The sequence below is a fragment of the Cupriavidus sp. 05N38 genome, assembly GCF_056397345.1.
This window is the reverse complement of sequence record NZ_JBFTNF010000123.1, coordinates 1-13,456: the sequence shown is the minus strand read 5'-3', so window position 1 is coordinate 13,456 and position 13,456 is coordinate 1. Positions and strand designations below refer to the sequence as shown.

Genomic DNA, 13,456 nt, shown 5'->3' with positions numbered 1-13,456 from the left:
GTGCGCGGCGGCGCCAACACCTGGATGCAGGGACTGGGCCCGGTGGCCAACGTCAATGTCAACGTCAACCAGAACATCGCCCAGCTGCAGAGCATCAACGTCAACACGCTCAACAACGTCGGCGTGATCGGCTCCGGCCTCGGACTGGCTATCGATGTCAATCCTTCGCAATGGGCTGCTACCCACGCCAAGGTCTGAGCGACACGCGTCGCGCCTCGTGGAAACCCTGCGGTTTCCACGGTCGTGACCTGTGGCTTTGACAGCCGGCACTGCGTCCAGACACGCAGTGCCGGATCTTCCCGCTTGGCAACTACCAGTGCCCCGGCCGAAGGATTGCACGGTATTGCGCGCCCTGGCATGCGCTTGCACCCCGGGAATCGGCGCCGTTCACTGTCCGGCGCGCCCGGCGATCCTCGATCTCAGTTCATCGAGCCGGGACAGGAACAGCGCAAGCGTTGGCGCGGCATTGCTCGGGCTATACCCGACGACGAGATCAATGGTCGGGATTTCGCCCGTCAGCRGCCGGCTGACCACCGACCACGGCATCAGGTTCTCCACATAAGCCGGGATTAGCGTCATGCCGCGGGTCGATGCGATCAGCGACATCACCATGGCCGGATTATCGACGCTTTGCGCGATCTCGACCTCGACGCCCGAACTGGCCAGATAAGCATCGACGACCCCCCGCAGCACCTTCGCCTTGTCTCCCATGGCGATGAACGGCTCGTTGCGGAGATCCTCCGCACGCAGCGCGTCGCGCGCGGTCAATGCATGGTCGCTCGGCATCAGCACGACCAGCGGCTCCTGGGCAATGACCTTGTATTCGAGGTCGTACCCGGGCTCGGCGCGCATGAAGGCGACGTCGAGCTTGCCATGGGCCACCGCGGCGGCCAGTTCCGTGGAGTAGTCGCTCGATACGCTCACCTCGATATTCGGCAGCTCTGCGCGCAGCAAGTGCATGGCGTCCGTCAGCCATGTCATCTCCTGGCCAGTCAGAAAGCCGAGTGCAAAGCGCGGCTTGGCAGGTCGTGCCGCGCGGCGGGCCGCTTCCACCGCGGCGTCGACCTGTGCCATGGCCAGCCGCGCATGGTCGATAAAGGCCTGGCCTGCATCCGTCAACGCCACGCCGTGCGCACTGCGGCGCAGCAATTCGACGCCGACCTGCTCCTCGAGATCGCGGATCTGCCGGCTTAGCGAGGGCTGCGAAGTATGCAGCCGATTGGCCGCGGCCTCGGTCAGGCTGCCGGCTTCCGCGACCGCGATGAAGTACCGAAGATGTCTCAATTCCATCAGCCCCATGCCTGGCAGGCATGCCCACAAGCTTACAAAGTCTTTTTCATGGGCGCCGGAAGACCCTAGATTGGTCCCTGCAGCAACCCCGTTCCACTGTCCACGCAACCTTATCCATGCTGGACAGCGATACCTTACAGGAGTTTCCCATGAGCAGTCCCGTCGTTCTCATCACTGGCGCACTGACCGGCATCGGTCGTGCCACCGCGCTTGCATTCGCTCGCACTGGCGTGAATCTCGTCGTCTCGGGCCGCCGGCCCGCCGAAGGTGCCGCACTCGAAGCCGAACTACGCGAGCTCGGCGCCGATGCGTTCTTCGTGCAGGCCGATGTGCGCCACGACCAGGAAGTGCGCCATCTGGTCGATCAGGCCGTGTCCCGCTTCGGCCGTCTGGATGTCGCCGTCAACAATGCCGGTACGGAAGGCCGGCCGGGCCCGCTGACCGAACAGACCGCGGAAAGCTATACGGCCACGTTCGACACGAATGTGCTGGGCACATTGCTGAGCCTCAAGCACGCGCTTCGCGTCATGACGGCGCAGCGTTCCGGGGTCGTGATCAACATCTCGTCGACCTATGGTCACGAAGGCGCGGCCTATGCCGCGGTCTATGCGGGTAGCAAGCATGCGGTGGAAGGCATCACCAAGTCGGCGGCACTCGAAGTCGCTGGCACCGGGGTGCGCGTCAATGCAGTGGCACCCGGACCCACCGAAACCGGCATGCTCGACCGCTTCACGGGGACGCCCGAGAACAAAGCGGCGCTGGCCAGTGGCGTACCGTTGGCTCGCCTCGGCAAGCCGGAAGACATCGCCGCGGCCGTGATCTATCTCGCGTCCGCAGGCGCGACGTTTGTCACCGGCCAGATTCTCACCATCGATGGCGGCAAGACCGCCGGCTGATACACGCGATGCGCATTCTCGGAACAACTGAACAAGGGAGTCACAGATCATGAACACGCTGACTGGTAAGACCGCGCTCGTGACGGGCGCATCGCGAGGCATCGGCCGCGCCAGCGCGCTTGCGCTGGCCAGGGCCGGCGCGCAGGTGCTGGTTCACTACGGAAAGGCGGCGCGCGACGCGGATGCGGTCGTCGCCGAAATCCACGCATTCGGCGGGAAGGCCGAGAAGATCGCCGCCGACCTGCGTGCTCACGATGGTCCCCATGCGCTTGCACAGCGAGCGCGCGCAGTTATCGGTGGCCGGCTKGACATCCTCGTGGCCAATGCCGGAATCTCGCGCGCGGCGACCATCGAGGAGACCACGGTGGAAGACTTCGACGACCTGTTCGCGGTGAACGTGCGGGCTCCGTTCTTCCTCGTCCAGCAGTTGCTGCCGGTCATGTGCAAAGGCAGCAGCGTGGTGCTGCTGTCGTCGCTCGCGGCGCATGCCGCCGTGGGCGCGCTGCCGGCGTATTCGGCAACCAAGGGCGCCATCGACACGCTCGTCAAGCACTTCGCCTCGGCCCTTGGCGAGCGCGGCATCCGCGTCAACGCGGTGGCACCTGGCGTGGTGCCGACCGAGATGTCCAGCTTCGCCAGGAGCGAGGAGGGCAGGGCCTTCACGCTCGGCATGCAGGCACTCAAACGCATGGCCGAACCCGACGACATCGGCGCGGCGATCGAGTTTCTCGCATCCGACCGGGCCCGATGGATTACCGGCGAGACGCTGCGCGTCGACGGCGGCTCGAAACTCTAATCGGAGATATCAATGAAGCTTTATCATGCCAACGGCTCGCCAAACTCGCGTCGCGTCAGGATGCTGATTGCGGAAAAGGGACTGGAAGTGGAACTCGTGCCGGTCGATCTCGGCACGCGGGAGCAACTCTCGGAAGCCTATCGCGCGATCAATCCGCGCGGCGTCGTCCCGGCCCTGGTGCTCGACGACGGTACGGTCATCGGCGAGGCGTCGACAATCATGCGCTATCTCGACGATGCCCATGCGCTGCCATCGCTGTATGGCACGACGGCGGTAGACAAGGCCGTCGTCGCGATGTGGGAACGGCGCATGGAGATCGAGGGGTTCGCCGCCGTGATGGAGGGCGTTCGCAATGCCGCCGCGGGACTCAAAGGGCGCGCAATTTCCGGCCCGCATGGGTACGACCAGATCCCGGCGCTGGTCGAGCGCAGCAAGCAACGGGTCGCGAATTTCTACGACGACATCGAGGCGCAACTGGATCGTGCCGCGTTCGTCGCGGGGGATCTCTTCTCCGCCGCCGACATCACCGCGCTCGCTGCCGTCGACTTCGCGACGAAGGCGCTGGCGATGCCGGTGCCCGAGACACATGTCGCGGTAAAGCGGTGGCATGAGATCGTCTCCGCCCGTCCCAGTGCCACGGCGTAAGGCTGGGTCCGCAGCGGCGCGTTGACCTGCGCTGCCGGGCACGATTCACCAAGCCATCTTCGGATGGCTTTCTTTTTAGGGAAACACTATGCCTTCCACAAGAGCCGCGCTGCTTGGCGGCAAGAACGTGGTGTTTCTTCGCGAGCACCTTAAGATCATGCCGCCAGGCCGGCCCGTTCCCCGCCGCTGTCAGCCGTACCGCGCACGAAACCCTATCGTCCAGTGCGGCACGTACGATCCCACGATACGCAGCGCAGTCCGTATAGAAGCATGCATTTCACGCGCGCCTCACGCGCCAATTGCCATATCCACACCGTGTACCAATCGACTGGCCAGGCGCGGGTGCCGCAACTGTTCCAGCCACCATTGCAACGCGCGCCCCTCGCGATCGCCGCGCCAAGCGACATACGACACAGTCGGCTCGCGCTGATCGGCTGTCGCCTTCTCCACCAGTTTGCCATCTTTCAGCAACGACGCGACGCGATGACGCGGCAGCCAGCCGATGCCCAGGCCGTCGCGCTGCGCGAGTATCTTCGCTTGCATATTCGGCACGGCTAGCATGGCCTGGCCACCGATCACGCCATAAGCGCGTCCCGCTGTCGTGCGCGACGAATCGGCTACTACTACCGACCGATGCGCGCGCAGTTGCTCGCGCTCAAGCGGTGCTTCAGCGCGTGCCAAAGGATGACGAGCCGCCACTGCGAATACCCACTCAATCACGCCGAGCTCGAACCAGCGCAGTCCGGGAACCGCCGGGGGCTCATTGGTCGCGCCGACGATCAGGTCCGCGCGCCCGTCGCGCAATGCTTCCCACGTGCCGCCCAGGACCTCGTGCGTAAAGCGCAATTTGACGCCGGAATCTAGCGCGTCGAAGCTGCGCACCACCGGCATCAGCAATTCAAATTCGATAATCTCGTCGGTGACGATCCAGAGCCGATCTTCCCAGCCGCTCGCAATCTGCCGCACGCGTTGCGTCACGCGCGACATGTCGAGTGTCAGGCGCGCGGCTTCATCGGCGAGCACCTGGCCCGCGGGCGTCAACTGCACCCGGTAGTGGCGGCGATCGAACAATAGTGCGTCGAAGCGCGCCTCGAGTTGCCGCGCCGCATGCGAAATCGTCGACGGCGCCTTACCTAGCCGCGCCGCCGCACGCGACAGGCTGCCGGTTTCGCGAATGGCTTCCAGCAAGGCCAATTCGTCGTCAGACAACATGTGCGATCCCGTCGAACGTATCCATCGGGCAGATCGTACGGCAAATCAAGGCTTTCGGTTCACCATCTCTCTACGCGATCCGGGAGCCGCCTCAAAGGCAACTGGCTCGCGATTCACTTGCCCGCCCTGCCTGCGATACAAGGCGTAGTACCGAGGATCGCGTCGGTTGCCGAGTGGATTCGCAGAGCATTGCAGCGCTGCGCTTGATCTCATGTCCCTATCGAGGAAATATCATGCTTCAGTTTTACTTCCACCCGACGCCCAATCCCACCAAAGTCGCGCTCCTGTTGGAGGAGCTTGAAACTCCATTCGAATTGGTTGCTGTCGATACGTTCAAGGGAGAGCAGCACAAACCGGAATACCTGAAGATCAATCCGAATGGCAAAGTGCCCGCCATTGTCGACGATGGTGTCGCTGTATTCGATTCCCATGCCATTCTGCTGCACCTGGGTGCAAAGCACGGCAAGTTTATGCCGTCCGCGCCGGCGCAGCATGCAGCGATGCTCTCTTGGCTGCTGTTCGTCGCGACCGGCCTGTCGCCATTCTCCGGTCAGGCCGTGCACTTCCAGCACCATGCGCCGGAACCCCTGCCGTATGCGCGTCACCGCTATCTGAAGGAAGTCGAGCGCCAATACCGTGTTCTCGATGCGCGTCTCGCCGACTCAAAGTATCTCGCCGGCGACACTTATTCGATCGCCGACATGGCACTCTGGGGCTGGGCTAATTACGCCGGCTATATCTTCGGCGAGAAGGGTCTGACGGACTATCCGCACGTCAAGCGTCTGATCGATGAAATCTCGGCACGCCCAGCGGCCGTCCGTGCCCTGGCTCTGAAGGAAAAACTCCAGTTCAAATCCGAGTTTGACGAAGAAACCCGGCGCGCCCTGTTCCCTCAGAACGCTTCGTTCACAGTCTAGGCCGGCCGCGAGAACGCCCACGCTGTCCGCCCGCAAACGGCCGGGGCCGGCATGCCGCGGACCGATGAAGATAGTCGCGGCGGCGCTTAACCTTTCTCATCGTCTCTCGGCCGAGCGGGGAGGTGGCCCACAATTATTGGCCTTCTACGTGAACCGAGCAATGAACAACGGGCTGACCCGGGCGCAAGCATCGGAAGGCATGACCCAACTGGCGCTCTACACGGCTTGGTCCGGCGACTCTAGCGCGCTCCGTATCGTCAAGGATGTCTTTGAGAAGCGGCCCAAATAGCCGCGTCTATCACTATGAAAAAGATTGGCTTTCTCTCCTTTGGCCACTGGGCCGATTCCGTGAATTCGCGGGCACGGACGGCGGCGGATGTGCTTCTGCAATCCATCGACCTGGCGGTCGCCGCCGAGGAGCTGGGCGCGGATGGTGCCTTCTTCCGCGTCCATCATTTCGCGCAACAGCTTGCATCTCCATTTCCGCTTCTCGCAGCGATCGGAGCAAGAACCAGTCGGATTGAAATCGGAACGGGTGTCATCGACATGCGTTACGAGAATCCGCTCTATATGGCGGAAGATGCCGGGGCAGCCGATCTGATTGCCGGCGGACGTCTGCAGCTTGGTATCAGCCGAGGCTCAGGCGAACAGGTTATCGACGGTTGGCGCCACTTCGGGTACGCGCCTGGCGAGGGTGAGACTCATGCTGACCTGGCGCGCCGCCATACGGAAGTCTTCTATGAGGTGCTGCGGGGCAAGGGCTTTGCGCAGGCGAATCCGAGGCCCATGTTTCCCAACCCGTTGGGCCTTTTGCGAATCGAACCGCATTCCGATGGACTTCGCGACCGCATCTGGTGGGGTTCAGGCTCCGACGCAACGGCGGTGTGGGCCGCGAGGATGGGCATGAATCTTCAGACCTCAACGTTGAAGAATGACGAGACGGGCCGTCCGCTTCATATCCAGCAAGCAGAGCAGATTCGCGCTTACCGTGATGCATGGAAAGAGGCTGGGCATACACGAGAGCCGCGGGTGTCGGTCAGCCGGAGTATCTTCGCGCTCGTGAACGACCAGGACCGGATGTATTTTGGTCGCGGCACTCAGGGCAACGACACCGTCGGCTTTCTTGACGACGATGTTAGAAAGATCTTTGGCCGAAATTACGCCGCTGAACCTGATGTCCTTATCGCGGAACTGGCAAAGGACGAGGCAATTGCGGCGGCCGATACGTTGCTACTCACCGTGCCTAACCAATTGGGTGTGAAATATTGCGCGCACATGATCGAATCGATTCTCACGCACGTCGCGCCCGGCCTCGGCTGGCGCTAATGGCGTTCACCTATGGGAAGCAGGCATATGACCCGCAAAGCTGTGCTGTATGGACTACTACGGTCGTTCGGTTCTATGAACTATGAAGCCTCGCGAAGCAACGCCTGCTCGCTCCTAGTTGGAGGCAGATTTCGCGCTGCTTTCCCGTATGCGCTTGACCAATTCGCTCCCATGGCTGGAAATGTGGCGCTTGAGCACTGCGATCGCTGCCGGCGCGTCGTGACGCGCACAGGCCAGGACCATTTGCTCATGCTCATCCAGGACGGTTGCCCATTCCTGTAGGTTGGCTTCTGAGTTCTCGTGCAACGATCCCATAAGTTCCCTGTCGCCTGGAGCGTCCTTTCCGGCGGTGCGCATGCGCATTCGCAAATGGCGAATAAACAGATGCTGGAGGTTTTCGATGCTGGCGAGAAGGCGCGGCAAGCGCGCTGGCTCATAGAGTCGACGGTGGAAGGCGCTATTCAGATCGCCCCATCTCGAGTCAAATTCCTTGCCGGGATCCGCACTGGGTGAAGCGCGCATATCAACGCGCCCCTGCTCGACAATCGCAAGCGCGGCCTGGGCATCTTCCGGCGTGAAATGTTTTGCAGCGTGCTCTATGGCGAGGGATTCCAACGCCATGCGCATGGCCAGAATTTCCTCGAAGTCTTCGGTGGACAGGACCGTAACGACCACGCCACGGCGCGGTTGCGTTTCCACCAGTCCCTCCCCTTCAAGCTTGAGGAGCGCCTCCCGGATTGGCGCACGGCTGACCCCGAATACAACCTGCCAATTGGCAGGGGAGCGCTCTCGGAAGAAGAGCGCTTCAAGATCGAAGACCACATCGAGCAGACACAGATCATGCTCTCGCGCCTACTACTTTGCCTCGACCTGCGGTCACTCGAAGGAATTCGAGTCGATGGAGCACCGAACAACCCTCCGAAGGGGAAATAGCCTCTCCGGGGTCAGAACAGCTCCGCGCTCGCCCCGGGACGATCGTCTGTCTGTGCGGAGGGCGCGGCCTTATTTCGGGTGACGGGGGCCGGCTCGGCATCCATCAACTCTGCCGGGAGCAATCGCAGGAAGGTTCTGGCAATCTCGGGGTCTCGACATGACAGCCAGTCGGCCCAGGTGTCGCGCGGCAAGACCACAATCCCGCGCTTCTCGTCGCCTGGCTTGTGGAACCGGCGCATGAGAGGGTCGCTATCCGCGTTGAGCGTCGGCATCGTAAAGCTGATGGCGCCATCCGGCCAGGTGCGCCAGAGACCTGCGATAGCGAACGGCTCGCCGTCCGCCATGCTGATGCGCCAGCGCACCGCCTTGCCAGTTTCCCAGTTGGGCTCATAGAAGGATGTCGCCGGTATCAGGCAGAGCTGACCGGCCTTCCAGTGCTTGGCGAATGAACTCAGCTTGCCGATCGTCTCGAAGCGCGCGTTCGCAGTTGGATAGTAGCGGGCACCAGGTGGAATCTTTGCCTTGGGCACCATGCTGAACGATGCGACCGCGCATTCGCGACCACCGCCCTCGGTCGCGCGGATGATCGGCGCGGGGTAGTCTGGCCAGGTTTCGGCCTTCCACTCCGCGGGCGGCGGYTCGATGCCAAAGATGTCGCGTAGCACCTGGCGCTGGATCGGGGCGTAGTTGACGCACATGGTTAGTCCCTTCCGTTTCTCTTGCGAGTGTAAGCGCCTTGATTCGGTGGTCCAAAAAAGTCCCGCAGCCAGGCTTCGCGCTCCTCGATGCAAGGCTCGCCGCGGATTTCCTTGCGGAAGGTCTCGAGGATCCGGGCGATGCGATACAACGGCCTTCCGAGTACGATTTTGGCCGCTCAGGAGGCGTGGCGCCAGACCTTCACCGCGGAGACGACGAGGATCGCTGCGAGTAGGGGTAGCAGCACAGTCGTCGGCACGATGCCCAGCAATCTGCCACCAAGATACGCGCCAAGAATGGATCCCACTGCCATCATCGCCGCAAAGGCTCGATGGCGGATGAGAACGGTGAAGCTCCGATCCCGGCTGTACCGCGCAAATGCCGTGAGCATCGTCGGCAGGCTGATGGCGAGGCTAAGACTCCCGGCCAGCTTGAGATCCACGCCGAAGACAAGCGTAAGCGTCGGGATCAGGAGTTCGCCGCCAGCGACACCCATGACGGCGGCCACTACACCGATGAGAAAGCCCGCAATGACGCCGCCTGCGACCTGCAGCGCGCCGGGGGTAAGCATGGCGTGCTGGCTCTCGCTGTGGTTGCTCGTCAGAAGTACTAGGGCCATGCAGACCAACAGCACTGCAATTACTCGATACAGGGCTTCCGAGCGCATACGTGTAGCCCAGCTCGCGCCGCACCATGCGCCGAGAATGCTGCCAGCGAGCAAGTTCAGGATCACCGGCCAGTTCGCGAGCACATCGGCGATGGGCACTGCCTGCGTCCTAAACGGCAGGGCAAAAGCAACGACGACGAGGCTCATTGCCTTGTTGAGGATCACCGCCTCCAGCGCCGCAAAGCGATAGAAACCGATGAGAAGCGGCAGGCGAAATTCCGCGCCGCCGAGGCCGATTAGGCCACCCAGAGTACCCACAAGTCCGCCACCGACTACTGCGGAAGCCTGCTTATAAGGACGTTCGGGCGCTGTTTCGGCCATGGCAGCCCAATTTTTTAGAAAAGTTATGCCTCTCACAGCATAACTTGCGCGAGTGTCACTCACCAGGCGCTCCGCCCGAATTCATGCTTGCAGGCGGCCAATTCGGCACTCCGGATTCATATTTACGGCTTTGCCACATACCGTTATAGTCGCCAGTACATAACGTTTTCTGCGTTGTCACTGCGAGTGCGAATATGCGAGTTATTGGACTGTCTGGAGCGAGCGGCGCCGGCAAAACCACCCTGATCTCAAAGGTCATCCCGGCATTGAAGGCTCGCGGCCTGACAGTGTCGACGCTGAAGCATGCCCATGATGCGTTTGACGTTGCTTCCGGGATGCCAACGACAAGCCCTGGATGTATCCGCACGATCCGGACATTGTGGCGGTGATCAGCGACACCCTTAGTGATATCTCGCTGCCGCATGCTCATCTGGATAATGCAGGCGAAGCTGCGGACCTGGTCTTCGAGTACGCGCTTCCGATCGAGGAAACCTTACGACGCCTGGCTACGGCTGTTGTGCCGGACGAGGCTCACGCAAGGTAGGTGATGTCCTTGTTATGGAGGATGGGCTTCGCAAAATTTGTCTGCCGTAGGTGCCACAGGTTGGGCACATGTACTTGAACCCCCGGCCAACGCGCTGGCGACCTACCGTCTGCGGGAGGACGCCGAGGCTCTGCGCGAACTGCATGATCTCCCGGCTGCCGATCTTCGAGCAATGCATCGACCGCGATCCGGGCGGCCTTGATGGCGCCGGGCACCTGGGTCTTCGTCCGGCCGATGTTTTGCGAGACTCTCTTATATAGCGGTCAATCTCGGCGCTGAGCAGCGGGTCATCCAGTTGTGCCGCTTCCAGCCCACCGGGCTGCGCCAGTTCCCGCTCGCGCTTTTCCATCCAGTTCGCGGCGGCCGGGCGGCGGTCAAACGTCTTCGTTTCGGTGAGCACCGCCTTGCCGCCTCGCTTCAGGCGGATCACTGCTGTCTAACCTATACTCTCGTCCTTGCGTTCGCGCTGAAGAATGGTGCCCACAATCCTCGGTGCAGCATGGTTTTTTCGGCGCAACATTGAAACACCCAAGCTCAAAAATGAGCCTAAACAGGCAGTAACGGCAGGTCATGGCATACGTTCAGAATTCCCCGCAAATCGAAGCTGGAGTCGGAATCGCAGAAAAATCAACGGGCCGGAGAATATCGGTCGCGCCGATGATGGATTGGACCGATCGTCACTGCCGCATGTTTCACCGGCAGTTGAGCCGCCATACCTGGCTTTACACGGAGATGGTGACCACCGGTGCGCTCCTGCACGGCGACGTGGCGCGGCACCTGGACTTCGACGCGGCGGAGCAGCCGGTGGCGCTGCAGCTCGGCGGCAGCGAGCCGGCCGACCTGGCGGCGGCCGCGAGACTTGGTGAGCAGTGGGGCTACGTCGAGATCAACCTCAATTGTGGCTGCCCCTCCGAACGCGTGCAGCGCGGCGCATTCGGGGCTTGCCTGATGGCGGAACCGGAGCTGGTCGCGGATTGTGTGAGGGCGATGCGGGATGCGGTGTCGATCCCGGTAACGGTCAAGCATCGGATCGGCATTGATACGATCGAGCACTATGACTTCGTGCGTGACTTTGTCGGCAAGGTCGCCGAGGCCGGCTGCGAGACTTTCATCGTGCATGCGCGCAACGCGATCCTGAAGGGGTTGAGCCCGAAGGAAAATCGGGAGATCCCGCCGCTGCGCTATGAGGTGGCCTACCAACTCAAGCGCGAGTTCCCGCGGCTGGAAATCCTGATCAATGGCGGCATCGTGGCGCACGACGAGATGGATGAGCACCTGGCTCACGTCGATGGCGTGATGATCGGGCGGGAAGCCTATCACCAGCCGTACGTGCTGGCGGATATGGATACGCGCTTCTATGGTGCGCAGACACCGGTGGTTTCTCGGCTGGAGGTGGAGTTGGCGATGCAGCGCTATATCGGAGACCTGGTGGAGCAGGGGGGATATATGGGTGCTGTCACACGCCATATGCTTGGCCTGCACCGGGGCATCCACGGCGGGCGCGGGTGGCGGCGGGTGCTCTCGGACGCGCGGCGCATGCACGCGGTGCGGACCCGCGCGGGGGTCGACGCCATGTTCGAAGAGGCGCGCGCGCACCTTCGGCCGGGCGCCGCGTCGCTCGAAGCAGCCTGAACGGGCGGCCCGCGGCTGAAGACGAGCCTGCCCTGCCTGGAGCCTTTCCTCTAACTTCGAACTGGCTTTTTATGCAGTCAGAGCGGAAGGGGCAGCGACGACCACTTGGCCTCGCTTGCAGGTCGATTTGCCCTCATGGCAAAGGGATTCCCCTAATTCGTGAGGGGGCTGCAAATTCATACACTGTGCTTGCCCTCGAATACAGGGCTTTCTTCAACTGATTATTAAGCCCGCCTTGTGCGGGCTTTTTTTTGGGGTGAGGCAAGCCAGCTTACTGCGGGCGATATTTACCGGGCGATATTGCGCTCGGATTTATCCGGCTTCCTTCCGTTTACCCGGATAGTACAAATCCCAGATGACGGTTAGATTACGGGGGCCTTCAGGGCAATTGAGATCGCTAAATTGAAGAGCCCGCACTGCGGGCTCTTTTTTTATGCGGGCTGATTTGATAGCAGCATCCTGTATGCACTACGCACTATCTCTCGCTATTGCGAGTAATGCCAACGTCGAGTGTGCCGTAGGTGGTGATGCTCGATTCCCTGCCGTCGCTGCCCTGGCTGGCACAACCGCTGATCAGGGCGAGCAACGCGCAAGCAGCTACCAGTCCCCGCACGGAGTGCTTCATGATGACTTCCCAACATGGCGGCGAAAGCCGCGATCATGGTTGGGTGCTCGCAGGCGCCATTGGTTCCTGCTCGGCGGCGGTTCAGCCGATCACGAACCTGTGCAGCAACAATATCGCAATCGCGGGGCAGGACAGCACCAGGCCACCAACGAGGGGGAATCGCTGCGACCACATGCCAATCAGGGCGGGGATCGCTGCGATCGGGCCGAGGACTTGCATCAGTAAGGAAAGCGGGGTGCTGGTGTGGGTGGCGTTTGCGGCACTAGTGGCGTGGGCTGCGCCAGAGGGGCCGAAAAGGCCATAGGCGCTTCCAAGGACCAGAATCACGAGGCAGAGCGAAGCCGCAAGCTTGAAAGTCTGTTTGGTGTTTGTCGTGGGCCGCATCGCTGTTCTTTCCATTTGGATTGAGGCGCCGGCAGGTCAGGCTGGGCAACCGGCGCGTGTCGAGGATGCTTGCAAAAATAGCGCAATCTGCACCCAATCCAACTGAGACTTTTCTAAGTCAGAGTTAAGCCTGCTCCTGCCGGGCGGGTTCGGCCTGGCTTCGTTCGAGGGGGCGGACCCGCACGTCGATATCCTTCCCGCCCGATCGCCGTGGTCATGGGCCTGCCGCGGCTGGCGCGTGCGCTGGCCGACGGAGTGGCTCTGATATCTGTCGAGCCCGGGTTTGCCGGTTGGTCTTGATGCCCTTCGTGAAGTGCCTTTTGCGCCATAAAAAAATGATTTAAGAAAAGGCTTGCCAGGACCGTGGGCGGGCCTTAATATTCGCTCCCTCGCAACACGAAGCGCGGCTGCAAAGCAGACGGGACAAGGGTTGCGGGGTGAACGGGTGAGTAATACATCGGAACGTGCCCTGTCGTGGGGGATAACTAGTCGAAAGATTAGCTAATACCGCATACGACCTGAGGGTGAAAGCGGGGGACCGCAAGGCCTCGCGCGATAGGAGCGGCCGATGT

General features: G+C 61.9%; 16 protein-coding genes and 1 rRNA gene. 11 read left to right on the top strand and 6 right to left on the bottom strand.

Annotated features, from left to right (window positions below; translation table 11 throughout):
- On the top strand, positions 1–198 hold a 198-nt coding region (locus tag AC1DK4_RS39850; RefSeq protein ID WP_441623863.1), incomplete at its 5' end, for a hypothetical protein.
- A 189-nt stretch (positions 199–387) separates the two neighbouring features.
- Here AC1DK4_RS39850 and AC1DK4_RS39845 read toward each other — a convergent pair.
- Positions 388–1,290, bottom strand: coding sequence for a LysR family transcriptional regulator (locus AC1DK4_RS39845; protein WP_477132224.1), 903 nt, complete (start codon positions 1,288–1,290; stop codon positions 388–390).
- A gap of 149 nt (positions 1,291–1,439) precedes the next feature.
- Here AC1DK4_RS39845 and AC1DK4_RS39840 point away from each other — a divergent pair, with 149 nt between their 5' ends.
- From AC1DK4_RS39840 to AC1DK4_RS39830, 3 genes are read left to right on the top strand one after another with little or no spacing between them, the layout of a single operon-like run.
- Positions 1,440–2,186 carry an SDR family NAD(P)-dependent oxidoreductase gene (locus AC1DK4_RS39840; RefSeq protein ID WP_441624188.1) on the top strand — a complete coding sequence of 249 codons (747 nt, stop codon included), beginning with the start codon at positions 1,440–1,442 and terminating at the stop codon, positions 2,184–2,186.
- Positions 2,187–2,235: 49 nt separating this feature from the next.
- Positions 2,236–2,982 carry an SDR family NAD(P)-dependent oxidoreductase gene (locus AC1DK4_RS39835; RefSeq protein WP_441650419.1) on the top strand — a complete coding sequence of 249 codons (747 nt, stop codon included), beginning with the start codon at positions 2,236–2,238 and terminating at the stop codon, positions 2,980–2,982.
- Positions 2,983–2,994: 12 nt separating this feature from the next.
- On the top strand, positions 2,995–3,627 hold the full coding sequence (locus AC1DK4_RS39830; RefSeq protein WP_441624192.1) for a glutathione S-transferase family protein: 633 nt from the start codon (positions 2,995–2,997) through the stop codon (positions 3,625–3,627).
- A 288-nt stretch (positions 3,628–3,915) separates the two neighbouring features.
- Here AC1DK4_RS39830 and AC1DK4_RS39825 read toward each other — a convergent pair whose 3' ends face one another.
- Complete coding sequence (locus tag AC1DK4_RS39825) at positions 3,916–4,839, bottom strand: LysR family transcriptional regulator (protein ID WP_441624194.1); 924 nt, start codon at positions 4,837–4,839, stop codon at positions 3,916–3,918.
- A gap of 233 nt (positions 4,840–5,072) precedes the next feature.
- Here AC1DK4_RS39825 and AC1DK4_RS39820 point away from each other — a divergent pair, with 233 nt between their 5' ends.
- From AC1DK4_RS39820 to AC1DK4_RS39810, 3 genes are all read left to right on the top strand, one after another.
- Complete coding sequence (locus AC1DK4_RS39820) at positions 5,073–5,756, top strand: glutathione S-transferase family protein (RefSeq protein ID WP_441624196.1); 684 nt, start codon at positions 5,073–5,075, stop codon at positions 5,754–5,756.
- Positions 5,757–5,820: 64 nt separating this feature from the next.
- Positions 5,821–6,045, top strand: a complete 225-nt coding sequence (locus AC1DK4_RS39815; RefSeq protein ID WP_441624198.1) for a carboxymuconolactone decarboxylase family protein — start codon at positions 5,821–5,823, stop codon at positions 6,043–6,045.
- 14 nt (positions 6,046–6,059) lie between these two features.
- The gene (locus AC1DK4_RS39810) at positions 6,060–7,082 is read left to right on the top strand and encodes an LLM class flavin-dependent oxidoreductase (protein WP_441624200.1); all 1,023 of its coding nucleotides are present in this window, start codon (positions 6,060–6,062) and stop codon (positions 7,080–7,082) included.
- Positions 7,083–7,196: 114 nt separating this feature from the next.
- Here the strand turns inward: AC1DK4_RS39810 and AC1DK4_RS39805 are convergent, their stop codons facing one another.
- The 3 genes from AC1DK4_RS39805 to AC1DK4_RS39795 all read right to left on the bottom strand — a co-directional run bounded on the left by AC1DK4_RS39805 (position 7,197) and on the right by AC1DK4_RS39795 (position 9,762).
- Positions 7,197–7,904, bottom strand: a complete 708-nt coding sequence (locus AC1DK4_RS39805) for a GntR family transcriptional regulator (RefSeq protein ID WP_441624202.1) — start codon at positions 7,902–7,904, stop codon at positions 7,197–7,199.
- A 122-nt stretch (positions 7,905–8,026) separates the two neighbouring features.
- On the bottom strand, positions 8,027–8,713 hold the full coding sequence (locus AC1DK4_RS39800; protein ID WP_441624204.1) for an SOS response-associated peptidase: 687 nt from the start codon (positions 8,711–8,713) through the stop codon (positions 8,027–8,029).
- 176 nt (positions 8,714–8,889) lie between these two features.
- On the bottom strand, positions 8,890–9,762 hold the full coding sequence (locus AC1DK4_RS39795) for a sulfite exporter TauE/SafE family protein (protein WP_441624206.1): 873 nt from the start codon (positions 9,760–9,762) through the stop codon (positions 8,890–8,892).
- A 131-nt stretch (positions 9,763–9,893) separates the two neighbouring features.
- Here AC1DK4_RS39795 and AC1DK4_RS39790 point away from each other — a divergent pair, with 131 nt between their 5' ends.
- The 3 genes from AC1DK4_RS39790 (at position 9,894) to dusA (ending at position 11,875) form a co-directional block, all read left to right on the top strand.
- On the top strand, positions 9,894–10,088 hold the full coding sequence (locus tag AC1DK4_RS39790; protein ID WP_477132223.1) for a molybdopterin-guanine dinucleotide biosynthesis protein B: 195 nt from the start codon (positions 9,894–9,896) through the stop codon (positions 10,086–10,088).
- Positions 10,055–10,243, top strand: a complete 189-nt coding sequence (locus AC1DK4_RS39785; protein ID WP_477132225.1) for a hypothetical protein — start codon at positions 10,055–10,057, stop codon at positions 10,241–10,243. The genes AC1DK4_RS39790 and AC1DK4_RS39785 overlap by 34 nt, the downstream gene beginning before the upstream one ends.
- Before the next feature lie 570 nt (positions 10,244–10,813).
- Complete coding sequence (gene dusA / locus AC1DK4_RS39780; RefSeq protein ID WP_441624210.1) at positions 10,814–11,875, top strand: tRNA dihydrouridine(20/20a) synthase DusA; 1,062 nt, start codon at positions 10,814–10,816, stop codon at positions 11,873–11,875.
- 706 nt (positions 11,876–12,581) lie between these two features.
- Here dusA and AC1DK4_RS39775 read toward each other — a convergent pair.
- A complete protein-coding gene (locus tag AC1DK4_RS39775; RefSeq protein ID WP_441624212.1) occupies positions 12,582–12,884 on the bottom strand; it encodes a hypothetical protein in 303 nt (100 codons plus the stop codon).
- 339 nt (positions 12,885–13,223) lie between these two features.
- Between AC1DK4_RS39775 and AC1DK4_RS39770 the strand changes: the two genes are divergently transcribed.
- Positions 13,224–13,456: ribosomal RNA gene (locus AC1DK4_RS39770) — 16S ribosomal RNA — on the top strand; the annotation flags it as partial.

Bases quoted from the DNA above. Each gene is read 5' to 3' on its own strand.
- AC1DK4_RS39815 (WP_441624198.1), top strand. From the start codon at position 5,821: ATGAAGATAGTCGCGGCGGCGCTTAACCTTTCTCATCGTCTCTCGGCC.
- AC1DK4_RS39810 (WP_441624200.1), top strand. From the start codon at position 6,060: ATGAAAAAGATTGGCTTTCTCTCCTTTGGCCACTGGGCCGATTCCGTG.
- AC1DK4_RS39825 (WP_441624194.1), bottom strand. From the start codon at position 4,839: ATGTTGTCTGACGACGAATTGGCCTTGCTGGAAGCCATTCGCGAAACC.
- AC1DK4_RS39820 (WP_441624196.1), top strand. From the start codon at position 5,073: ATGCTTCAGTTTTACTTCCACCCGACGCCCAATCCCACCAAAGTCGCG.
- AC1DK4_RS39830 (WP_441624192.1), top strand. From the start codon at position 2,995: ATGAAGCTTTATCATGCCAACGGCTCGCCAAACTCGCGTCGCGTCAGG.
- AC1DK4_RS39775 (WP_441624212.1), bottom strand. From the start codon at position 12,884: ATGCGGCCCACGACAAACACCAAACAGACTTTCAAGCTTGCGGCTTCG.
- AC1DK4_RS39840 (WP_441624188.1), top strand. From the start codon at position 1,440: ATGAGCAGTCCCGTCGTTCTCATCACTGGCGCACTGACCGGCATCGGT.
- AC1DK4_RS39790 (WP_477132223.1), top strand. From the start codon at position 9,894: ATGCGAGTTATTGGACTGTCTGGAGCGAGCGGCGCCGGCAAAACCACC.
- AC1DK4_RS39785 (WP_477132225.1), top strand. From the start codon at position 10,055: ATGTATCCGCACGATCCGGACATTGTGGCGGTGATCAGCGACACCCTT.
- dusA (WP_441624210.1), top strand. From the start codon at position 10,814: ATGGCATACGTTCAGAATTCCCCGCAAATCGAAGCTGGAGTCGGAATC.